The organism is Streptomyces sp. AV19, assembly GCF_015999245.1.
Classification (GTDB): domain Bacteria; phylum Actinomycetota; class Actinomycetes; order Streptomycetales; family Streptomycetaceae; genus Streptomyces.
This window is the reverse complement of the sequence record NZ_JAEAMR010000016.1, coordinates 63,651-85,683: the sequence shown is the minus strand read 5'-3', so window position 1 is coordinate 85,683 and position 22,033 is coordinate 63,651. Positions and strand designations below refer to the sequence as shown.

At 74.2% G+C, this 22,033-nt stretch carries 15 protein-coding genes and 1 pseudogene; 8 read left to right on the top strand and 8 right to left on the bottom strand.

The genetic code is table 11. The annotated features are described in order from the left end of the window. The 3 genes and pseudogenes from I5Q34_RS24865 (at position 1) to I5Q34_RS24855 (ending at position 3,287) form a co-directional block, all read left to right on the top strand. The gene (locus I5Q34_RS24865) at positions 1-1,047 is read left to right on the top strand and encodes a zinc-binding dehydrogenase (protein ID WP_199894636.1); all 1,047 of its coding nucleotides are present in this window, start codon (positions 1-3) and stop codon (positions 1,045-1,047) included. Between the two features lie 171 nt (positions 1,048-1,218). Continuing rightward, positions 1,219-1,623 (top strand): annotated as a pseudogene (locus tag I5Q34_RS24860) (L,D-transpeptidase); the annotation flags it as partial. Positions 1,624-1,706: 83 nt separating this feature from the next. Further along, positions 1,707-3,287: a long-chain-fatty-acid--CoA ligase gene (locus I5Q34_RS24855; RefSeq protein ID WP_199894634.1), complete on the top strand. Its 1,581-nt coding sequence runs from the start codon at positions 1,707-1,709 to the stop codon at positions 3,285-3,287. A gap of 4 nt (positions 3,288-3,291) precedes the next feature. Here I5Q34_RS24855 and I5Q34_RS24850 read toward each other — a convergent pair whose 3' ends face one another. From I5Q34_RS24850 to I5Q34_RS24830, 5 genes are all read right to left on the bottom strand, one after another. Continuing rightward, positions 3,292-3,924: a pyridoxamine 5'-phosphate oxidase family protein gene (locus I5Q34_RS24850; protein ID WP_199894633.1), complete on the bottom strand. Its 633-nt coding sequence runs from the start codon at positions 3,922-3,924 to the stop codon at positions 3,292-3,294. Between the two features lie 67 nt (positions 3,925-3,991). Continuing rightward, positions 3,992-4,621 carry an MBL fold metallo-hydrolase gene (locus I5Q34_RS24845; RefSeq protein WP_199894632.1) on the bottom strand — a complete coding sequence of 210 codons (630 nt, stop codon included), beginning with the start codon at positions 4,619-4,621 and terminating at the stop codon, positions 3,992-3,994. Beyond that, the gene (locus I5Q34_RS24840) at positions 4,621-5,706 is read right to left on the bottom strand and encodes an S-(hydroxymethyl)mycothiol dehydrogenase (protein ID WP_199894631.1); all 1,086 of its coding nucleotides are present in this window, start codon (positions 5,704-5,706) and stop codon (positions 4,621-4,623) included. The genes I5Q34_RS24845 and I5Q34_RS24840 overlap by 1 nt, the downstream gene beginning before the upstream one ends. Positions 5,707-6,032: 326 nt before the next feature. Next, on the bottom strand, positions 6,033-6,686 hold the full coding sequence (locus I5Q34_RS24835; RefSeq protein WP_277965450.1) for a TetR/AcrR family transcriptional regulator: 654 nt from the start codon (positions 6,684-6,686) through the stop codon (positions 6,033-6,035). Between the two features lie 91 nt (positions 6,687-6,777). Further along, a complete protein-coding gene (locus I5Q34_RS24830) occupies positions 6,778-8,007 on the bottom strand; it encodes an MFS transporter (protein WP_277965451.1) in 1,230 nt (409 codons plus the stop codon). Positions 8,008-8,212: 205 nt separating this feature from the next. On the opposite strand from I5Q34_RS24830, the gene I5Q34_RS24825 reads away from it, so the two are divergent. From I5Q34_RS24825 to I5Q34_RS24815, 3 genes are all read left to right on the top strand, one after another. Further along, positions 8,213-8,488 carry a hypothetical protein gene (locus tag I5Q34_RS24825; protein WP_199894630.1) on the top strand — a complete coding sequence of 92 codons (276 nt, stop codon included), beginning with the start codon at positions 8,213-8,215 and terminating at the stop codon, positions 8,486-8,488. Between the two features lie 50 nt (positions 8,489-8,538). Then, a complete protein-coding gene (locus tag I5Q34_RS24820; RefSeq protein WP_234429503.1) occupies positions 8,539-8,730 on the top strand; it encodes a hypothetical protein in 192 nt (63 codons plus the stop codon). A gap of 100 nt (positions 8,731-8,830) precedes the next feature. After that, positions 8,831-10,096, top strand: a complete 1,266-nt coding sequence (locus I5Q34_RS24815) for a S9 family peptidase (protein WP_277965452.1) — start codon at positions 8,831-8,833, stop codon at positions 10,094-10,096. 425 nt (positions 10,097-10,521) lie between these two features. Here the strand turns inward: I5Q34_RS24815 and I5Q34_RS24810 are convergent, their stop codons facing one another. Beyond that, entirely contained in the window at positions 10,522-10,968 is a 447-nt protein-coding gene (locus I5Q34_RS24810) for a cold-shock protein (RefSeq protein ID WP_234429501.1), read from the bottom strand. A gap of 204 nt (positions 10,969-11,172) precedes the next feature. Here I5Q34_RS24810 and I5Q34_RS24805 point away from each other — a divergent pair, with 204 nt between their 5' ends. Then, positions 11,173-12,399: an FUSC family protein gene (locus I5Q34_RS24805; protein ID WP_277965453.1), complete on the top strand. Its 1,227-nt coding sequence runs from the start codon at positions 11,173-11,175 to the stop codon at positions 12,397-12,399. A 59-nt stretch (positions 12,400-12,458) separates the two neighbouring features. Here the strand turns inward: I5Q34_RS24805 and I5Q34_RS24800 are convergent, their stop codons facing one another. Both I5Q34_RS24800 and I5Q34_RS24795 read right to left on the bottom strand, forming a co-directional pair. After that, entirely contained in the window at positions 12,459-13,322 is an 864-nt protein-coding gene (locus I5Q34_RS24800) for an oxaloacetate decarboxylase (protein ID WP_199894627.1), read from the bottom strand. A 288-nt stretch (positions 13,323-13,610) separates the two neighbouring features. Further along, on the bottom strand, positions 13,611-14,138 hold the full coding sequence (locus I5Q34_RS24795; protein ID WP_277965454.1) for a DUF4232 domain-containing protein: 528 nt from the start codon (positions 14,136-14,138) through the stop codon (positions 13,611-13,613). A 425-nt stretch (positions 14,139-14,563) separates the two neighbouring features. Here I5Q34_RS24795 and I5Q34_RS24790 point away from each other — a divergent pair, with 425 nt between their 5' ends. Further along, positions 14,564-22,009 carry a type I polyketide synthase gene (locus I5Q34_RS24790; RefSeq protein ID WP_199894626.1) on the top strand — a complete coding sequence of 2,482 codons (7,446 nt, stop codon included), beginning with the start codon at positions 14,564-14,566 and terminating at the stop codon, positions 22,007-22,009. Positions 22,010-22,033 lie beyond the last annotated feature (24 nt).

The following is a 22,033-nucleotide window of genomic DNA, read 5'->3' as shown; positions in this document are numbered from 1 at the left end:
ATGCGCGCCGCCGTGCTGCACGGGCCCCGGGACGTCCGTGCCGAAGAAGTCCCCGATCCCTCGCTCGTCGAGGAGGAGGACGCCGTCGTACGGGTCGTGGCCGCGGCGGTGTGCGGATCGGACCTGTGGGCCTACCGCGGCATCACGCCCCTGTCCGGCCCCGCACGGTCGGGGCACGAATTCGTCGGCACCGTCGAAGCGGTCGGATCCGCCGTGCGCACCCTGCGCCCCGGCGACTTCGTCGTCGCACCCTTCAACATCAGCGACAACACCTGCCCCAACTGCCGCAACGGCATCCACACATCGTGCGACCGCATCGCACACTGGGGCGTCCCCGGCCCCGACGGACGGGCCATGGACGCGGGGCAGGGAGAGGCGGTACGCGTCCCCCTCGCGGACGGCACGCTGGTGCCCACACCGGGCCCGCCGGCACCCGAGCGGATCCCCGCTCTCCTCGCCCTGTGCGACGTGATGGCGACAGGACATCACGCGGCGCGGATCGCACGTGTCGGACCGGGCGACAGCGTCGTGGTCGTCGGCGACGGGGCCGTGGGACTCTGCGCGGTCCTGGCCTCACGGGCCGCCGGCGCCGAGCGCGTCGTCGTCATGTCACGGCACCCGGCGCGACAGGCGCTCGCCCTGGAATTCGGAGCCACCGACATCGTGGCCGCCCGCGGGCAGGAGGGCGTCGCCGAGGTCCGCGGAACGCTCGGCGGACCGGCCGACTGCTCCCTGGAATGCGTCGGGACCGACCTGTCGCTGCGGCAGGCCGTCGGCACGGTACGCCCCGGCGGACGCGTCGGCTGCGTCGGCCTTCCCCTGGGCATCACACGGTTCCCGCACCGGGAACTGTTCACCCACAACCTGTCGTTCTCGGGCGGCGGCGCTCCGGCCCGCGCCTATCTGCCGGAGCTGCTCCGACGCACGTGGGACGGCGAGCTCGCCCCCGGCCGCGTCTTCGACGGCGAGTTCCCCCTCCACCGGGTCGCCGACGCCTACGCCGCGATGGACGACAGAAAGGTGATCAAGGCGCTGCTGCGCCCCTGACCGCACCCACCGGATGTCGTATGCAACCAGATCCGGATTTCGTTGGTCTCACCGTTCATGACAACCCAACGCAGCACAGTGAGGACGCGGCTCGGCGTCGTCCTCGCCGCCGCCGGCATGACGGTCCCCCTCGTGGTGGCCACCGGCGGCGCCGCCGACGCGGCCCCGGCCAAGGCGCCCGCGAAGACCCCGGCCAAGGTGACCTGCCCGACGAACAAGGGCCGGATCGCCTGCGTCGACCTGACCCGCCAGGTCAGCTGGATCCAGAACGGGAAGAAGGTCACCTACGGCCCGGTGCACATACGCTCCGGCAGAAAGGGTTTCGCGACCCGCACCGGACTCAAGCGCGTCTACTGGCGCGACAAGAACCACCGGTCCTCGATCTACAACGTGAGCATGCCCTACAGCCAGTTCTTCGACGGAGGACAGGCGTTCCACGCCATCAGCGGCAGCGTCTACTCGCCGCCCGGCTCCCACGGCTGCGTCAACATGCGGACGAAGGACGCCCAGGCGTACTGGAAGCAACTGCGCCAGGGCGACCCGGTCTTCGTCTACGGGCGCAAGCCCGGGACCTGACGGGCCGGAGTGCCGCGGGCCGGGCGGTGTGGCACCGCCCGACCCGCGGCACTAGGCTGCCGGCAGCGACGATGGGGGAAACGATGCCCGGCCCGTCCGCACAACCGCCGGAACTGATCCACCTCTTGCCCGCCCACTGGGCGGCCCGCACGCCCGACGGCGAGGCCCTCGCCTGCGGCGACCGCCGGTGGACCTGGCGGCAACTCGCCGAGCGGGCCGACCGGTTGCGCGGGGCGCTGCACACCCTCGGCGTCCGCCGCGGCGACCGCGTCGCCTACCTCGGCCGCAACGACCCCGCCTGCGTGGAGACCTTCCTCGCGGCCGCCGGCGCCGGCGTGGCCACCGCCGTCCTCAACTGGCGCCTGGCACCCGGAGAACTCGCCTACGTCGTCGCGGACTCCGGAGCCACCGTGCTCCTCGCCGACGCCGGCCGGGCCGCCGCCGCGCGCACCGCGCTCGCCGGCCTGACCGACCCGCCGCTCCTCGTGGTGACCGGGGGAGCGGACGACGCGTACGAACCGCTGCTCGCCCGGTCCGCCCCCGTGCCCCCGGCGGCCGACGTCACCCCCGACGACACCTGCCTCGTCCTCTACACCTCCGGCACCACCGGCTTCCCGAAGGGGGCCGAACTCACCCACCGCAGCATGCTGTCCGGCGGCACCGCGCTGCGGACCGTGGCGCCGATGGAACCCGCGGACCGCAACCTCGTCGTCCTCCCGCTCTTCCACGTCGGCGGCATCGGCTACGGCCTGCGCGGCCTGGTCGCCGGCGCGCCGACGGTCCTGCTGCGCGAGCCGACCCCGGAGGCCATCTGCCGCGCCGTCGCCGACGGCGCGACGCAGACGCTGCTGGTGCCCGCCATGCTGCCGGGCGTGCTGCGCGCCGACGCGGCGTCCACGGCGGCCTTCGCGCGCCTGCGCTACTGCCTGTACGGCGCCTCGCCCATGCCCCTGCCCCTGCTGCGCGAGGCACTCGACCGCTTCCCCGAGGTCCGCTTCGTCCAGCTCTACGGCATGACCGAACTCTCCGGCGCCGTCACGGCGTTGGACCACGCCACCCACCGCGACCCCCGGCAGGCCCACCGCCTCGCCTCCGCCGGCCGCCCCCTGCCCGGTGTGGAGACCCGCGTCGCCGACCCCGCCACGGGGGCCGCCGTGCCGCTCGGACGCACCGGCGAGCTGTGGGCGCGTACCCGCCAGCGGATGAAGGGCTACCTCGGCCGGCCCGACGCCACCGCGGAGACGGTCACCGCCGACGGCTGGCTGCGCACCGGCGACGTGGTCCGCGCCGACGCCGACGGTTTCGTCTTCGTCGAGGACCGGCTCAAGGACCTCATCATCAGCGGCGGCGAGAACATCTACTCGGCGGAGGTCGAACGCGTCCTGGCCGAGCACCCGGCCGTCGCCGAGGTCGCGGTGATCGGCGTGCCCGACGAGAAGTGGGGCGAGTCGGTGCTGGCCGTGGTGGCGGCACGGAACGGCACGCGCATCGAGGAGGCCGGGCTCGACGCGTTCTGCCGCCGGCACCTTGCGGGCTACAAGTGCCCGCGCGGCGTGGCGGTGGTGACGGCGCTGCCGCGCAACGCGTCCGGGAAGGTGGACAAGAGCGCGCTGCGGGCGGCGCACGGGGTGCGGATTCCCCGGCAGCTTCCCCGTCAGCGGTAGGGGGTCAGCGGTAGAGGCGGTCGGCGTACTCCGTGCGGTAGCGCTCCTCCAGCTCCTCCCGCGGCTTCTCCGGGACCTTGCGCCCCTCGGCGGCCCGGACCCTCGCCATCATCGCCTCGGGCTGCCAGGACTCCGGCTTCCACAGCTTGGAGCGCAGGAACGCCTTCGGGCAGTGGTGGTAGATCTCGTCGATCTCGACGACGAGCGCGAGCACCGGACGGTGGCCCTTGACCACCATCCGGTCGAAGAACGGCGCTTCGCGCACCAGCCGGGCCCGGCCGTTGACACGCAGGGTCTCCCCGATGCCGGGGATCAGGAAGACCAGCCCGACGTGCGGGTTGGCCAGGATGTTGTGGAAGCCGTCCGCCCGCCGGTTGCCCGGGCGTTCGGGGAGGGCGATCGTCGTGTCGTCCAGGACGAGGGCCAGGTGGCCGGCCGGGTCGCCCTTGGGGGAGACGTCGCAGTTGCCGTCCGCGTCCGCGGTGGCCACCAGGCAGAACGGCGACTGCTCCAGCCACTCCCGGTCGAGGTCGAGGAGACGGGTGCGGACCTTCTCCACCACCCGCCGCTGCGGCTCCCCGAGCAATTCCCTCAGTTCGCCCGCGTCGGTCACCTCGACCAGGCCCGCCGTGTCCACGATGCCTCCCCCGTCCTCGCGTCGATCGTCCAGTTGTTTGATCCTACGCCCGGAGGGGGCGCCGGGGTCAGTGCCCGCGGGCGATCCATTCGTCCAGGTGCGGGGCCTCCTCGCCGACGGTCGTCGGCTCCCCGTGCCCGGTGCGCACCACGGTCGCGGGGTCCAGCGGCAGCAGCCGCTCCCGGATCGAGCCGATGATCGTGGGGAAGTCGGAGAACGACCGGCCGGTGGCGCCCGGTCCGCCGCGGAAGAGCGTGTCCCCGGTGAACACCGTGCCGAGCGCGGGCGCGTACAGGCAGACGGCGCCCGGCGCGTGGCCCGGGGTGTGCAGCACGGTCAGCTCGATCCCCGCCACGGTCAGTACCTGACCGTCCGTCAACTCGCCGTCCGGTGCCCGGTCGGGGTGGGTGCGCTCCCACAGCGGCAGGTCGGCCGGGTGGAGGAGGACGGGCGCGCCGGTGCGGTCGGCGAGTGCCGGGGCGGCGTTGACGTGGTCGTCGTGGGCGTGGGTGCACACGACGGCGAGCAGCCGGCGGCCGCCGAGCGCCGCCGCGACGGCGTCCGCGTCGTGCGCGGCGTCGATGACGATCGCCTCGTGGTCGTCGCCCACGATCCAGACGTTGTTCTCGACCTCCCACACGCCCCCGTCGAGGGAGAAGTAGCCGGACGTGGTGAGGTGTTCGACGCGGGCGGCCATCACAGGACCACCACCGAGCGCAGCACCTCGCCGCGGTGCATGCGGTCGAAGGCCGGCTCGATGTCGTCCAGGCCGATCGTCTCGGAGACGAACGAGCCCAGGTCCAGGCGGCCCTGGAGGTGGAGGTCGATGAGCATGGGGAAGTCCCGCGAGGGCAGGCAGTCGCCGTACCAGGAGGACTTCAGCGCGCCGCCGCGGCCGAAGACGTCCAGCAGCGGCAGGTCGATGCGCATCTCCGGGGTGGGGACGCCGACCAGGACGACGGTGCCGGCCAGGTCGCGGGCGTAGAAGGCCTGTTCGTACGTCTCCGGGCGGCCGACCGCCTCGACGACGACATCGGCGCCGAAGCCGCCGGTCAGTTCGCGGATGGCCTCGACCGGGTCCGTGGCACGGGAGTTGACGGTGTGGGTGGCGCCCATGCGCAGGGCGGTCTCCAGCTTGCGGTCGTCGATGTCGACGGCGATGATCCGCGCCGCCCCCGCGAGCCGGGAACCGGCGATCGCCGCGTCGCCGACGCCGCCGCAGCCGATGACCGCGACCGAGTCGCCGCGGGTCACGCCGCCGGTGTTGATGGCGGCGCCGATGCCCGCCATCACGCCGCAGCCGAGGAGCCCGGCGACGGCGGGGGAGACGGCGGGGTCCACCTTGGTGCACTGGCCGGCGGCGACGAGGGTCTTCTCGGCGAACGCGCCGATGCCCAGGGCCGGGGTGAGCTCGGTGCCGTCGGTGAGGGTCATCTTCTGCTTCGCGTTGTGCGTGGCGAAGCAGTATTGCGGCCGGCCGCGCCGGCAGGCCCGGCACTGGCCGCAGACGGCACGCCAGTTGAGGACGACGAAGTCACCGGGAGCGACCTCGGTGACGCCCTCGCCGACGGACTCCACCACGCCGGACGCCTCGTGGCCCAGGAGGAAGGGGAAGTCGTCGTTGATGCCGCCCTGCTTGTAGTGCAGGTCCGTGTGGCACACGCCGCACGCCTGCACCTTGACCACGGCCTCGCCGGGCCCCGGGTCCGGCACGACGATCGTCTCGACCCGCACCGGCTGGTTCTTCCCCGGCGCCACGACGCCCCGGACTTCCTGTGCCACGGCACTGCCCTTCTCTCTGGTCAATACGTGTACGGGCCACTCTTGCACGGGCGTCGTCGGCGGCCAAACAGCGGGCTGGTGTGCCGGGACGCCGCGCCGGGCGGGGTTGTGGGGCCGCGGCTCCCGCTCGTGGCGTGCCGTCGGAGTCCCGCCGCTTCCGGGCGGATCCGTCGCTTCGGGCGGAACCTCGGGGCCGGGCCGCGCGGGCGGGCCCGTCGACCGCTGTACGGGACGGAGCCGGCCGGCCTGTGCCGTCGAGGACCGGCTGCTTCGGACATCGTGCGGGCGTACCGTATCGCCCGCAAAGGCGGGCGGCCCCGGCCCGTTCAGCCCACCGGCCGGTCGGCCGCCAGCTCCAGGACGAGGCGGGCGGTCGCGTCCGTGACCTCGGGACCGGCCGTTTCCCCGAAGGCCAGGGGCCGGTAGTACAGCGGGCCGAGCAGCACGTCGGTCAGCCGGTCGGCGGTGCGCTCGTCCACGGCCCGGCCGGTGTGCCGTTCCAGGACGGCGCGCAGCCCGGCCACGTCCCGCTCCCGCTGCTCGCGAAGGAAACCGCTGCGCAGCGCCTCGGCCGCCTCGGCGTCGAGCTGGGCGTGCCCCAGCAGCGCCCGCAGAACCAGGCCGGCCGGCTGCTCGAAGAAGGCGGCCACGCGCCGCAGATGGGCCCTGAGGTACTCCTCGGGGCCGTCCCCGCCGGGCGCCTGCCAGTCCAGGGCCTCGTGGGCGTCCTGGGTGACGGCGTCGAGGAGGATGTCCACCTTGGAGCGCCACCAGCGGTAGATGGTCTGCTTGGCGACACCGGCCCGGGCGGCGATGCCCTCGATGGTCAGCGCGGCGAACCCGCGTTCCGCCAGGAGGTCGTCGGCGGCGTGCAGCACCGCCTGACGCGCGCTCTCGCTGCGCCGGGGGCCCGTCCTGCTGATGACGGGTGCGGGGGTGCGGGGGCGTTCGGGCTTCTGCGGGGCGCTGATGGCCTTCACCTTCCGGGTCGTACGGGCACAGGGATTCTGGCACAGCGGTGGGGCCGGACGTCCGCCGCACCGGGGCCGGTTCGGGCTCCGTGCCCAGCCGTCACGTCCGGGCGTCGCGCCGGGTACGGACCAGGCTGAGCAGGACCGCGAGGGCCAGGGCCGCGACCACCGCGCTGAAGATCTCGCCCGCCGGGCGCAGGCTCGACTCCCGGATCAGCACGCCCACGCCGATGGCCGGCAGCGCGAGCAGCGTGTAGAGGATGGCGAAGAAGGTGGAGACGGAGGCGCCGCGGTGCTCGGGGGCGCTGCGGGTGGTGATGCTCCCCAGGCCGTGGCCGATGGAGACGCCGGTGGCCAGGCCGTTGACGGCGGCGCCGACGACCAGGGGCGCGAGGGTGCGGGTGGCCATGGCGGTGGCGATCAGCGCCGCCGCCAGGACGAGCCCGAGACAGGCCGCGGGCAGGGCGGCGGCGGGCCGCAGGAAGCGCACCAGGAGCTGGCCCAGGGCGGTGCAGGCGAACGCGGTGAAGACCACGAGCCCGGTGAGCGAGTGGCTCGTCTCGTGCACCACCGTGTCCATGAACAGGCCGGTCACGGCGGTGAGGACGCCGAGCACGGCGAAGCCCGCGCCGGCCGCCATCGCCGAGCGCAGGAAGTCCGAGCGGATCTCGCCGGGGACGTGCAGCGGCTGGAGGCGGAGGGTGAACCCGGAGCGGTGCGCGGAGCTCTCGGGGGTCAGGGCGACGCCGATGAGGCCGACGACGGCGAGGGCGAGCATCACGGCCCAGGGGGTGCGCAGCGGGGCCGGCGCGGTGTCGGCGAGGATGCCGGCCAGCAGCGTGCCGCAGGCCAGGCCGCCCATGTTGGCGAAGAGCGCCAGGGTGGCCGGCCTGATCCGGCGGCCGGGACCGAGGACTTCGGTGAGCGCCGCCGTCGCCGCGCCGGTGACCAGGGCGGCGGAGAAGCCGGAGAGGACCCGGCCGACGAGCACGACCCCCAGGTTCTGGGCGCACAGGAACACCAGTGCGGCGGCCGCGGAGAGCAGCGTGGACAGGACGAGCACCGGGCGCCGCCCGATCTGGTCGGAGAGCCGGCCGAGGACCAGCAGACCGAGCACGACCCCCAGGGCGTAGACGGCGAAGACCACGGTGACGGTGAAGGGCGTGAAGCCGAAGTCCTCGCCGTAGACCGGATACAGCGGTGTGGGCGCGGTGGTGCCCGCCATGGTGATCCAGAAGGCGAAGGTGACGCTCGCCGCGGCGAGGCGGCCGCCGCGCCCGAGCGCGGGCGCCTGCGGCCGGTCGGCGGAGCGGAGGGCGGGATCGACCACGGGCGGGCCTCTCGTGAGTGCGGTGCGGGGAGACGATCGATCCAGACGTGACGCCGCGTCCAGTCCGGAGAGTGGACGAGTCGTTGCGTCTGTTCAATGCGTCCGTTCCATGGTCGTGGAGACACTCCCTTCGCCGTTCGCCATGAACGCGTGGCCGCCGGAGCCCGGCTGTCGTACGGTGTCCCGCGGGCCCGAGGAGGATGCCGTGGACGCGACGATGAAGACCGTGATCGGCGGGGAACTGGTCGAACTGCCCGGCACCATCGCCGGGATCCGTTCGGCCCTCGACGAGGACCAACTGCGCGATTTCGACGAGGAGATCCCGCACGTGCCGACGGCCGAACTCCCGGCCGCCCTGGTCCGCTGGGCCCTGGCGGCCACGGAGGCGGACCGGGAGGACGAGGAACTCTTCGACCGCCTCGCACGGGGCGAGGACGTCGGCGCCGTCCCCACCGCCGCCGGCCGCCCGGGGGCGGTGTGAGCGGGTACCGGATCCAGTATGCGCCTCCGGCCGACCAGGCGTGCACCGGTATGGACCCCGCCCTGCGGGCCCGCTTCGACCGCGCCGTGCGGCTGGTGGCCGACCACCCCTACGGCTGCGGCTCCGCCTCCATCGGCCGGGAGCACGACCGGCGCGAGGCCACCGTCGCGGACGTCCTGATCCGCTACTACGTCAGCCGCAGCGTCCTGACCCTCACCATCGTGCGCGTCGTCTATCTCTGAACGGTCACCGTCCGTCCCGTCACCCGTCCGGCCGTACCCGTCCTGCGCCGCGCCCCGCCCGTTGGGACGCTGGGTCCGGCACCGTGAAGGGACAGCTGCTGTGGGCATATCGAGCACCTGCCGGACCAAGGCGATCGGAGGCGCCCTCGGCGCCGTGCTCCTCCTCGCCGCGACCCAGGGATGCGCCGACGACGCGCCCGCGACCGGGGCGGGAGGCGGCGGGGGAGGGGGAAATCCGCCCGCCGTCGAAACGTCCGGCGCCACCTACCGAATACCCCGGCCGCTCGCCCCCGCGCCCGCCGGGACGCCGATCGCCGCCACCGACCGGGGGCCGGACGCCACGTTCGGCCGGGCCCGGCGCTGGACCGTGCTCCACCACTCGGCCGACGCCCACGGCGCCGACATCGCCGTCAGCGCGACCCTGCTCGTCCCCGACGGCCCCCCGCCGGAGGGAGGCCGCCCGGTCGTGGCATGGGCGCACGGCACCACCGGCGTCGCGGACGCCTGCGCGCCCTCGCACGCGGCGAACCTGGGGGACGCCGTCTACGTCCAGGAGATCCGCGCCTTCCTCCGCGCCGGCTACGCGGTCGCGGCCACGGACTACCCGGGGCTCGGAACCCCGGGCATGCACACCTACCTCGTCGGGGCGGACGAGGGCAACGCCGTGGTCGACAGCGTCCTCGCCGCCCGGCGGATCCTGCCCGGGCTCTCGGCGACCTGGTTCGCCGCCGGACACTCCCAGGGCGGGCAGGCGGCCCTGTTCGCCGCCCGCGCGGCACAGCGGGCGCCCGGGCTGCGCTTCGGAGGGGCCGTGGCGGTCGCCCCGGCCAGCCACCTCGACACGATGCTCCCGGGAGTCATCGCCGCGCACCAGCCCGCCCAACTCACCTTCGCGCTCTACTCCCTGGCCGGGCTGACCACCACCGACCGGTCGCTGAGCCTGGACCGGCTTCTCGGGCCGACCGCGACCCGCACCGCCACCCGGGTCTTCGGCGAATGCCTGAAGGACCGGCACCCGTCCCTGAACGGCGTCACCACGGAACAGGCCCTGCCCTTCCCCCCGGCCCGCCTCGCGGCCCTCGGCCGGACCATGGCCGCCTACGGCAACCCGGACCGGGCCGCCGTGCCGTCCCCCGTCCTGATCGTCCAGGGCGGCAACGACCTGGACGTACCGGCCCAGTGGACCGCCCAGGTCGCCCGGAACCTCCGGGCCCTGGGCTCCCCGGCGGTGGCGGAACGGACGTACCCGGGCCGCGGGCACGACGACGTGCTCGGCCAGTCGATCTGCGACGTGCTCACGTTCTTCGGCGAGCACGGGGGACGGCCGGCGGGGAAGTGCACGCCGTTCGCCGTACCACCGGGCTGACACTCCACGCGCCCGCCAATGCGCCGGGTCCCGCCGCAGCCGGTGATCCGTCCGGACGGGCCCGGAGGCCGGGCCCGGTGCTCAGCACTGCGGCCGCTTGCCGTGGTTGGCGCCCTTCATACGGGCTTTCTTCTTCTTGCGGCGCCGTTTCGAGGACATGCCATATCTCCTCTCGTGTGCGCTTCCACCCAATTTAGACCTCTTGGTTGGGATGCGCCGGTTGAGCGGGGACGGTGCGGCACGGTGTACGCAGCCCAGGCGCCGGAGTGCGAGCGTGAGCCGGTGCGGGATGTGCCGTGCGCAGGTCGAGGGGAGCGTTATACGTGAGCGCATCGGTCCGCCGTTGCCGCTGCTCGGCTTCGAACAGGACCGGGGGCCCGGCGTACTGCCGTGCCCCGCAGGCCCGTTGGCGTCCGGAAGGACGTCTACGCCTCGACCCAGCCGTGGTTGGCCGCGAGGCGCACCATGCGCTGCCGCACGAGGAGGATCTGCTCACCGGTCATCGCCGGCGCGGCGCTGAGCAGCAATTCGGTGACCTCGTCCAGGAATTCCTTGCCGGAGAGCACGTCGCAGTCGCCGTCGTCGCCCGACGTGTGCACGCCGAAAGCCTGCACCGGTGAATCCACCGCCCGCGCGCCCCGGTCGATCAGACGCACCTGGGAGGCCTTCAGCCCCCGCTCGCCCTCCTCGACGACGAATTCCACGAACGCACCCGGCACGATCAGGCGTTTGTCCGCGTGCACGTCGTTGACGTGCATGAAGACATCCTCGCCGCCGGTGTCCGGGGCGACGAAACCGTACCCGCGGAACTCGTCGAACCGGATTATTTTTCCCGTAACCACAGACAATTCCCCACCTACACCACGTGACATCGCGGCCTTGTCCCAGGCCCGTCCGGACGATACGCCAGCGCAGGAGGCGGACACAATCCCCCTGTCAACCCCCTGCCATTCCCCCTAATGGCGGAACCCGGCAGGGGAGTTCCCGGTCGCCGCCGGTCACCCGCGCGCCGACCACCCGGGTGGCATGTCCCCGCCGTCCGGTCCGCCGTGCGGGCGGCCGGGAAGACGTCTACGGTGCGTGATCTCCCCGAACCCCTGACGAGCCTGGTCCGCCGCGGCCGGGAACCCGCGGTCGCGCAGACGGTCCGTTCGACGGCCGCCGCCGTCATCTCCTACGTGGTGGCCCTGTCGCTCAGCAGCGAACCCGCGCCGCTGACCGCGCCGCTCACGGCCCTGCTCGTCGTCCAGGTGACCCTCTACTCCACGCTGACCACCAGCGTCCGGCGGGTCAACTCCGTCGTCGCGGGTGTCCTGATCGCCATCGGCTTCAGCTGGCTGGTCGGCCTCACCTGGTGGAGCCTCGGGCTGATCATCCTCGCGTCCCTGGTCATCGGACGGTTCGTCCGCGTGGGGGAATTCGTCCCCGAGGTGGCGATCAGCGCCATGCTCGTCCTCGGCGTCACCCGGGTGGCCGACACGGCCTGGGACCGGGTGCTGGAGACGCTGATCGGCGCGGTGGTCGGGCTGCTGTTCAACGTGCTGTTCGTGCCGCCCGTCTGGGTCGAGCCGGCCGGCGAGGCCATCCAGGACCTGGCACGCCGGATGAGCACGCTGCTGCGGCACGTCGGCGCCGAGGTCGGCCGGCCCGTGGCCGTCGCCGAGGCCGCCGCACGGCTGCACGAGGCCCGCCGGCTCGACCACGACATCGCCGAGGTGGACGTCTCGCTGCGGCAGGCCGAGGACAGCCTGCGGCTCAACCCCCGTGTCAAGGAGGGGCTGCTCTCCCGCATCGTGCTGCGGACGGGGCTGGACGCCCTGGAGATCTCCGCCGTCGTCGTGCGCGTGATGTGCCGCTCGCTGACCGACCTCGCCCGCGAGCGCACCGACGAGCCGCTCTTCCCGGCGGACGTCGCCGACGCCCTCGCGGACGTCTTCGAGCACCTCGCCCGGGCCGTCCGCAGCTTCGCCGTCCTGATCACCACCCAGGTCAGCACGAACGCCGAGGACGCCGAGTCGCGCCTCCTCGAGGACCTGGCCGCCGGCCGCCGCAGCCGCGACCGCGCCGCCCACCTGCTGCTCGACAAGGTGCGCGAACACCCCCGCCAGTGGCAGCTGCACGGCTCCCTGCTGGCCGAGGTGGACCGGATCCTCGACGAACTCGACGTGGAGAAGCGCACCGAGCGGCTCACCAACGAACTCGACCGCGCCTCCCGGGAGTTCCGCGAACGCTTCCCGCTCCTCAGCGGCATCCGCCGCCGGCTGATCCGCAGCCGCTTCGGCAGCCGCAGCAGCCGGGGGTGAAGGCCGCGAGGCGGTCCCGCCGTGCCGATGCCGCGGCGCGGCGGGACCACCGGCCGGCCCTATCGGCCGGCGGCCGCGGAGGGACGGTCGTGGTGCCGCGAGATGTTCTTCTCCAGCAGGGCCAGCGACCGGTCCACCCCGATGCTCGACGACGTGAACTCCGGCAGCCGGCCGTCGTCCCGCTTGAGCACCGTGAGCGCCTCGTCCATCGCGCTCTGCGCCGCGAACAGGCACGGCGTGCTGTAGATCGCCACGTCCACGCCCAGGTTCCCGAGTTCGGGCAGCGACAGCCGGGGCGACTTGCCGCCGGCGATCTGGTTGAACAGCAGCGGCTTGTCCCCGATGACGTCGCGCACCTTGCGGATCCAGTCCACGCTGCGCACCCCGTCCACCAGGATCACGTCGCAGTCGGTGGCCGCCAACGCCTTGGCGCGGCGCAGGATCTCGGGCTCCTCCGTGGCGTCGGTGCGCGCGACGACCACCATGTCGCGCCGCGCCTCCAGCACCATGGTGAGCTTCTCCAGGTACTCCTCCAGCGGCAGCACCTGCTTGCCGTCCACGTGCCCGCACCGGCGCGGGCGCTTCTGGTCCTCCAGGATCACCCCGGAGGCGCCGACCTGCTCCAGCGAACGCACCACGTGGCAGGCCGTCTCCGGGTCCACGTAACCGTCGTCGATGTCCACGAGCAGGTGCTGCAGCGGGAACGCCTGGCGTAACCGCTGGACGAAGTGGACGAGGTCGGGCCAGGCGATGAACCCGATGTCCGGCAGCCCGTAGTGGGAGGCGGCGAAGCCGAAGCCGGAGACGAACATGCCGTCGTAGTGCTGCGCCGCGACGGAGGCGGAGAACATGTCGAAGACGCCTATGAGTGGGGTCGTGCCGTCTTCCGCTATCGCGTCACGTAGCCGATTCGGATAGTTCACGGTACCCTCCGGGGTGAGTTGGACGACGCGCTCGCCAACCACGCACTCCCCGCGCGTGCGGGGGGTGATCCTCTCGTGAACGGCTGCTGCGCGTCGATCTGTTCAGGACCCGGGTGTGCGCCGTGGCGACGGCGTACCCCGGGTTCTTTCGTGGTGCTCCGGGCTGTTCCGGACTCGGAGATTAGTCAAGTCTTGGTCATGGAGCAATGATTGGAAGGTAAAGCCCCGGGTCGTGCGATGTTTTTGCGCCGATGTCGTCGCATGGTCCGGGGCCCTCGGAGTCTGCCGTCAGCCGCGGGTCGGCACCCGGTGCGCCACCGCCGTAACGTGCAACTCCCCGAAATCAACGGCGTCGTTGAGCGGTATCACGCGGTACGTGCGCGCGGCCGGCGGCGTCACCCTCAGATACGACCCCGACCGCGCCTCCGTCCCCGTGTGCGTCCAGGCGACGTTGGCCTGCGCCGCTTGGCCCGGCTTCAGCAGGACGAGCTGGTTGCCCGGGTCGTCCGCGTACCAGGTGTTGCCGCGCACCGTACGCGTGGGCAGTGCCTTGTGCCGCGCGTCCTCCAGGCCCAGCCCGGGGTAGCCGCGCAGCGCGCACGTGCGGCCCGTGGTGTTCTTCAGCTCCAGCGTCCCGCCCGCGTGGTTCATCCCCCCGCCGAGGCGTTCGGCGAACGAGATCCGCAGGTCGGCCGTGCCGCAGGTGGGCGTCCCGCGCCCGGCGGCGGCCTGGACGGTGCCCGGTGCGGCGACGGTGAGCGCGATCCCCGCGGCCGCGGCGGCCCCTGCGATTCGCATGACGGTCAGGCGTGTCACGAATTCGTCCTTTCCCCGGAATTCACGTGTGCTGTCTGCCTGCTGCGCCTACCCGTGCCCGCACGCCGGCGAACGCGCCGTGCGCCCCCGGATTTCCCCTTGCGGAGGCCGAGTTGGCCGGCCTGTAGCCGAGGCGCTACGGAGACGGCCCGAAACGGACGTGCCTCTTCCGTGGTTTCGGTCAAGGGCGTTAGGCTGCTCGCCTGCAACGCGAGGTGTGTCCTCTGCTGCGGCGGGAGCGTCCTGGGGCCGCTGACGCGCGCGAAGGGTGTGTCCCTTTACCCGACATGACCAACCCCTAATCGTCCCGCGGGGCTTGACCACCTGGATGAGCGGGAAGGCCCCAACGGCCTTGTTCGTCACGCTCCGTATCTGCCACGATCCCCACGGTATGCCTGTCGGCCGAGTCCACCGGGGGAGGGGCTATGGATCAGGGCGACGAACCCATCGCGATCGTGGGAACCGCCTGCAGGATGCCCGGTGGGATCGACGACCTGGCCGGCCTGTGGGCCGCCCTGGACGGCGCGCGTGACCTGGTGACGACCGTACCCGTCGACCGCTTCGACCTCGCCGTCTTCATCGACGCGCGTCGCCGCCGGGCGGGCAAGGGATACAGCGCGGCCGGCGGCTTCCTCGCCGACATCGCCGGATTCGACGCGGAGTTCTTCGGCATCTCGCCCCGCGAGGCGTCCCGCATGGACCCCCAGCAGCGGCTGCTGCTGGAAATGACGGTCGAGGCGCTCGACGACGCGGGCATCGACCGCGGCAGCCTGGCCGGTTCGGACACCGGGGTGTTCATCGGCGTCTCCAGCCACGACTACGGCGATCTGCAGTCCGCCGGGCCGGAGAGCGTCAACCCCTATTCCATGTCCGGCGCCGCCATGGCCAACACCGCCAACCGGCTCTCCCACGCGATGGACTGGCACGGGGAGAGCACGGCCGTCGACACCGCCTGCTCCTCCGCGCTCACCGCCGTCCACCGCGCGTGCGAGCACCTGAGGGCCGGCCGCTCCCGCACGGCCCTGGCAGGCGGCGTCAACATCCTCATCAACCCCTTCGGCTTCGTGGGTTTCTCCGCCGCCGGCATGCTCTCGCCCACCGGGCGATGCCGGGCCTTCGCCGCCGACGCGGACGGCTATGTGCGCTCCGAGGGCGGCGGCATCGTCCTTCTCAAGCGGCTGTCCGACGCGATCGCCGACGGCGACCGGGTGCACGCGGTCATCCTGGCATCCGCGGCCAACAACGACGGCCGCACCACGGGCATCGCGCTGCCCAACGGGGCCGCCCAGGAAGCCCTGTTGCGGGAAGCGTACGCCCGGGCCGGAGCCGTACCGGACGACCTCGCCTACTTCGAGGCGCACGGCACCGGCACGCCCTCCGGCGACCCCATCGAGTGCGCGGCGATCCACCACGCCCTGTCGGCACGCCGCACCGGGGGCCCGCTGCCGATCGGCTCGGTCAAGAGCAACCTCGGCCACCAGGAAGCGGCATCCGGCATGGCCGGGCTGTTCAAGGCCCTGCTCGTGCTGCGGCACCGCCGGGTGCCGCCGACCCTGTACGCCGAGCCGCCGAACCCGCACATCCCCTTCGAGAGCTGGAATCTGGCACCGGTCGTCCGCCCCCGCCCCATCGTGGAGACAGGCCGCCCGCTCGTCGGGGTGAACTCCTTCGGATTCGGCGGAGCCAACGCCCACCTGGTCCTCGCCGCGCCGCCCACCGCCCCCGCCCCGGTGCGGGGCGCCGCCCCGGCCGCCCTGCCGGTGCTGATCACCGCCCGCACCCCACAGGCCCTCGTCACGACCGCCGGCCGCACGGCCGACCGGCTGGCCGGCGCCGGCCGGTCCGAGTTCCACGACGTGGCCTATACGCTGGCGTGCCGCCGCGGCCGCCATGAGCACCGTGCGGTGGTCCTGGCGGCGGATCCCGCCGATGCCGTCCGCGGCCTGCGGGCCCTGGCCGAAGGCCGGGAGCCGCCCGGCGCCACCGCCGCCGGGGAAGCGGTCGCCCGGGGGAAGGCCGCGTTCGTCTACTCCGGGAACGGCTCGCAGTGGGCCGGCATGGGAGCGGACCTGCTGGCGGCGGAGCCGGTCTTCCGCGCGGCGGTGGACGAGGCCGACGCCGCCCTCCGCCCGCACCTGGGCTGGTCCGTCCGGGCCGAACTGTCGGCCGCGGCGCCGCACCACCCGAGCACGGCCGAGTACGCCCAGCCGCTGCTGTTCGCCGTCCAGGCCGGTGTGACCGCCCTGTTGAAGCACCTGGGCATCACACCCTTTGCCGTGCTCGGGCACAGCGTCGGGGAGATCGCCGCCGCGTTCGCCGCCGGCGCCCTCGACCTCCCCGCCGCGGCTCTGGTGGTCGCCGCGCGCAGCCGTGCCCAGGCCCCCACCGCCGGGCAGGGCACCATGGCGGCCGTCGGCCTGCCCGTACGCGAGGCGCGCGAGGCCGTCGCCGCGTACCCCGGCACCATCGAGATCGCCGGGATCAACAGCCCCACGGACGTCACGCTCTCCGGGACGGAGCACGACCTGGAAGCCCTGGGCCGTCAACTCGCCGCCCGGGGCGTGTTCTTCCGCATGCTCGACATCCGGCACGCCTACCACAGCCGCGCCATGGACCCCGTCGAGCCACACCTGCGCGCGGCCCTGTCCGGCCTGCGGCCGACGCCGGGCCCCGTCCCCTTCGTCTCGACCGTCAGCGGCGGCCTCCTGCCCGGGGAGCGGCTGGACGCCGGCTACTGGTGGCGCAACGTCCGCGAACCCGTGCTCTTCACCCAGGCCACCGAGACCCTGCTCGACGAGGGCTGCGACATCCTGGTCGAGATCGGCCCGCACCCCGTCCTCACCCCCTACCTGAAGCGGATCACCGACCGGAATCCGGAACCGGTGGTCACGGTGCCGACCTGCACCCGCACCGGCGACGGCCCCACCACCGTGCGCCGGGCGGCGGCCCGGGCCCTGGCCGCCGGCGCGGAGACGGACTGGCGCGCCCGCTTTCCCGACGGCGGGCGCGTGGCCGACCTGCCCGCCTACCCCTGGCAGCGCGAGCGGCACTGGAACGGCGACCCCGCCTGGTGGAACCGCAGCGACACCGGACGGCCCGCCCCGCACCCCCTGCTGGGCCCCCGCCTGCCCGCCTCCGAACCCGCCTGGTCCGGGCCCCTGGAGCCCGCTCGGCTCCCCTGGCTGGCCGACCACCGGGTGGACGGAGCCGTCGTGATGCCCGCCGTGGGCTACGCGGAGATGGCCCTCGCCGCCGTACGGCAGACCGCCGAGGGCCCCGCCGAGATCGAGCAGCTGAGCATCACCCGCGCCATGACCGTGCCCTGGGACGACGACACCACGGGCCTGGAGGTCCACATCTCGCTGTCCGACGAGTCCCAGATCCTGCGGGTGGCCGCCCGCCCGGCCGGAACGGACGGCGCCTGGCAGGAGCATGCCCGGTGCCGTGTCCGCCGGCTGCTGTGCCCCCGTCCCGCCCCGCTCGACATCGAGGGCATCCGCAAGCGCGTCCACCGCGACATCTCCGTCGCCGAGGCATACGCCCGCGCCGCCGGCCGCGGCCTGTGCCTGGGGCCCGCCTTCCGCACCCTCGCCGAGGTCACGGCGGGAGACGGCGAAGCACTCATCGCCTACCGGGGCGAGCCCCCCGCCACCGGTCACCGGGCCCATCCGCCGCTGCTGGACGCCGGGGTGCAGGCGGCCTCGCACCTGGCCGCCGTCCTCGGCGGGCAGGAGGCGCTGTACCTCCCGGTCGCCGTGGACGCCCTCCGGTCCTGGCGTGAACTCCCGTCGGCCGGCCGGGTCCACGCCCGTTGCCGTGAGCTCGGCGCCCTGGGGGCGACCTGGGATCTGACCGTCACCGACGAGGACGGCGCGGTGGTTCTCGAGATGACGGGCTGCCGCCTGCGGCGTGTCGTCGGCTCCGCCGTCCCGGTCCAGCACCTGGAGACCGTGCTGCGTGCGGCCCCGCGACCCGACGACGAGGTCCCGCCCTCACCCCTGCCCGGCCCCGACGCCCTGCTCGCCGCGACCGCCGCCCGGCGCGCCGCGCTGACTGCCGCGTACGCACGGGAGCACCCCGACGCGGCCACGCGGCTCAACGAGGCGGTCCAGGCACACTTTTTCGTCCGCGCGGTGACCGAAATCCTGCCCGGGACCGGCGAGTTCACCCTCGGCGAGCTGCTGGCCGCCGGACTGCTCCCCGCCTACGCGGCGCTCGCCCGGCTGCTGCTCTCCCTCGCGGAGGACGAGGGCCTCCTGGAGCGGGCCGGCCGCACGGAGGGCGACGAAGCCCGCTGGCGGCTCCGGGGCCGGCCGGACCCCGCCGCGGCGGTACGCTCCGCCCCGGCCGGAGGACCGCCGGTCAACGCCACGGCACTGGCCCTGCTCGCCCGTTGCGGAGACCAGCTGACGGACATCCTGCGCGGCCGGGCGGATCCCCTGACGGCGGTCGTCACCGAGGCGGACCGGCACCTTCTCGACGACCTCGACGACACCCTGCCCGACTGCCGGTTCGCCCGCCGCACCACCCGGGAACTGCTGCGGGCGGCGGTCGCGGCATGGCCGGCCGACCGGCCGCTGCGGATCCTGGAAGCGGGCGGCGGCACCGGCGGCCGCACGGCCGAGCTGCTGACCGTCCTGCCGCCCGAACGCACCCACTACGTCTTCACCGACCCCTCGGCCGCCCTGCTGCCCCGCGCCCGCGCCCGCTTCGCGGACCACACCTTCCTCACCTGCCGCCCCCTCGACCTGAACGCCGACCCGGCCGCCCAGGGATTCACCGAAGGCACCTTCGACCTCCTCGTCGCCACCGACGCCCTGCACACCACCGCCGACCTGCGCACCGCGGTGCGGCACTGCGCATGGCTCCTCACCGACGGAGGACAGCTGCTGGCGGCCGAGCCGCACGACCCGCGGCCCGGCGCTCTCGTCCCCGGCCTGTTGGACGGCTCCTGGTCCCGCACCGACACCGACCTGCGCCCGGACTCCCCCCTGCTGACGGCCGCGCGCTGGGCCACGCTGCTGGAGGAGAGCGGGTTCACCGAGGTACGCCTGGCCGGCGACGCGCCCGGAACGGCCTCCCGCACCCGGTCCGTCCTGCTCGGCCGCCGCGCCCGGCGCCCCGCCCCGGCCACCGCGCCCGGGGCCCGCCCCACCCCGTCGCCGGTGCGCTGGATCATCGCCGCCGAGCAGCCCGAGGACGCCCTGCCCCGCGCGCTCGCGGCCGAACTGGAACGGGACGGCGCGGCCGTCCCCGTCATCCGCCCGCCCGCCCGCGCCGAGGACTGGGACGCCCTGCCGGCCGCCGCCGGTACGCACCCGCACGTCGTGCTGCTGTTCGGCGAGGACCCGGCCGCGGCCGCCGATCCGTCGGCCGCGCTGGACGAAGCCGTGGCCCGCATCGGCACGTTGGCCGCGCTGGCCGGCCGCGCCCGGTTCACCGCCGCCGCGCACCCGGCCCTCTCCCTGGTCACCCGCCCCTGCGGGGTGCTGCCCGCGCCCGAGGCCGCCACCCACCCGCGCGACGCCGCCGCATGGGGTGCCGCCCGGACGTTCGCCAACGAGCATCCGTCCGTCGCCGTCCGCCGCATCTCCTTCCCACGCGGCCCGGACCCCGCCCGCGACGCCCGCCGCCTCGCCCGGGAGCTCACCCGGCCTCCCGAGGACGACGAGGTGGCGCTCACCCCGGGCGGCCGGTTCACCGCCGCGATCGTCCCCGGGCGCCCGCCCGCACAACCACCTGACCCCGGGGAACCTGGCGAGTTCCGGCTGGAGTTGCGCGAGTCCGGGCTCTCCCCCCGGCTCGCCTGGGTGGCCGCGCCTCCCGCCGGCCCCGGTCCGGGACAGGTGGCCATCGACGTACGGGCCGCCGGGCTGAACTACCGTGACGCGCTGTTCGCTGCGGGCCTGCTGCCTCCGGGAGCGGATCCCGGCGCGGCCTCGGCCGCGCAGCTGGGGCTGGAATGCGCGGGCGTGATCACTGATGTCGGTGCCGGAGTCGACGGACTCGCCCGCGGTGACCGGGTGTTCGCCGTCGTCGGCGGCTCCCTCGCCTCCCGGGTACGGGCGGACGCCCGGCTGGTGGGGCGGATACCCGACGGGATGGGCTTCGCCGAGGCCGCGACCCTGCCCGTGGTCTTCCTGACCGCCCAGCAGGGCCTGACCCGTCTCGCCCGGCTCACCCCCGGCGAGACGGTTCTGGTGCACGGGGGAGCGGGCGGGATCGGACAGGCCGTTCTCCAACTCGCCCGCCGGCAAGGCGCGACGGTGATCGCCACCGCCGGCACTCCGGCCAAGCGCGCCCTGCTCCGGCTGCTGGGCGTCGAACACGTCCTGTACTCGCGCGGCCTGGACTTCGCCGACGAGGTCCGCCGGCTCACCGACGGCCGGGGCGTCGATGTCGTGGTCAACTCCCTCGCCGGCGAAGCGCTCCTGCGCGGCGCCGGGGCGCTGCGCGCCGGAGGCCGCTTCGTCGAGCTGGGCAAGCGCGACGTCTATGCCAACACCCCGCTGCCTCTCGGCCTGCTGAGGGACAACAACGCCTTCTTCACCGTCGACGTCGCCAGGCTCCTCCTCGATCCGGAAGCCGCCGCCGCCCCTTTCCGGGAACTGGCCGGCCACGTCACCGCCGGCCACTACCGGCCGCTGCCCCACCGGTGCCTGCCGGCCGCCCGGGTCGCCGAGGCCCTGCAGACCCTCCGGCACTCCCGTCACCTGGGCAAGGTGGTCATCGACCTCACGGAGCCGCCGCCCGTCGAAGCCGCCGCGCGCCCCGAACGCCTCGACCCCGACGCCACCTATCTGGTGGTCGGCGGCCTGAGCGGACTCGGTGCCGCCACCGCCGGCTGGCTCGTCGAGCTCGGCGCCCGTCATCTGGCCCTGGCCGGCCGCCGGGGCCCGGCCACCCCCGGCAGCGCCGACCTGGTCGCCGCGCTCGGCCGGGCGGGCGCCCAGGTCACCACGCACGCGCTGGACGTCACCGACGCCGCCGCCCTCGGCCGCCTGTTGGCGGCCTCCGACACCGCCGGGCACCCGGTGCGCGGCATCGTCCACAGCACGATGGGTGTCGACGACGCCGCGCTCGCCGAGCTGACGCCGGAGCGCATCCGGCCCGTCCTGGCCCCCAAGCTGCTCGGCGGACTCCTGCTGGACCGGCTCACCACCGGCCGGCCCATGGACCTCTTCCTCGCCTATTCCTCGATCGCCGCGGTCGCCGGCACCCAGGGGCAGGCCGCCTACGCGGCGGGCAACCTCGGCCTCGAAGCACTGGTCCGCGCCCGCCGCCGCGCCGGAGCGCCCGGGCTGGCCGTCGCCTGGGGCGCCGTGGGCGAGACGGGCTTCGCGGCCCGGATCCGGCAGGCGGGCGAACGGCTGGCACGGGCCGGCCTGCGGTCCGTGAGCCCCGCCGAATGCCGGGCGGCCGTCAAGGAATTCCTCGCCACCGGGGCGGAGCAGATGACCGCCGGGCGCTTCGACTGGGAACGCCTGCGGGAGGTCCTGCCCGCCCTCGACCGCTCCCGCTTCGCCGCCCTGCTGATCACCGGCGAGGTCCGGGCCGGCCCCGGCCCCGGGGAACTGCGCCACCGCGTCGCCGCGCTGCCCACGGACGACGCCGTACGGCTCCTGGCCGACGTCCTCACCGAGGAGCTCGCCACCATCCTGCAGACCGACGCCGCCCGCATCGACCGCTCCCGCCGGCTCGACCGGCTCGGACTGGACTCGCTGATGGCCGCCGAGCTGGTCGTCGCCGCCCGGCGCAGGCTCGGCTGCACCATCCCGTCCGTCGAGGTCGTCACCGCGACCGGCATCACCGACCTCGCCCGACGCTCCCTGCCCAGGATCGGCCGCCCCACGGCCCCGGACCACCCCTGAACTCCTTTCGGGAAGGACTGTGAA

Excerpts from the sequence above, each read along its gene's own strand:
- I5Q34_RS24865 (WP_199894636.1), top strand. The coding sequence starts at position 1 with ATGCGCGCCGCCGTGCTGCACGGGCCCCGGGACGTCCGTGCCGAAGAA.
- I5Q34_RS24855 (WP_199894634.1), top strand. The coding sequence starts at position 1,707 with ATGCCCGGCCCGTCCGCACAACCGCCGGAACTGATCCACCTCTTGCCC.
- I5Q34_RS24845 (WP_199894632.1), bottom strand. The coding sequence starts at position 4,621 with ATGGCCGCCCGCGTCGAACACCTCACCACGTCCGGCTACTTCTCCCTC.
- I5Q34_RS24820 (WP_234429503.1), top strand. The coding sequence starts at position 8,539 with ATGGACCCCGCCCTGCGGGCCCGCTTCGACCGCGCCGTGCGGCTGGTG.
- I5Q34_RS24810 (WP_234429501.1), bottom strand. The coding sequence starts at position 10,968 with ATGTCACGTGGTGTAGGTGGGGAATTGTCTGTGGTTACGGGAAAAATA.
- I5Q34_RS24790 (WP_199894626.1), top strand. The coding sequence starts at position 14,564 with ATGGATCAGGGCGACGAACCCATCGCGATCGTGGGAACCGCCTGCAGG.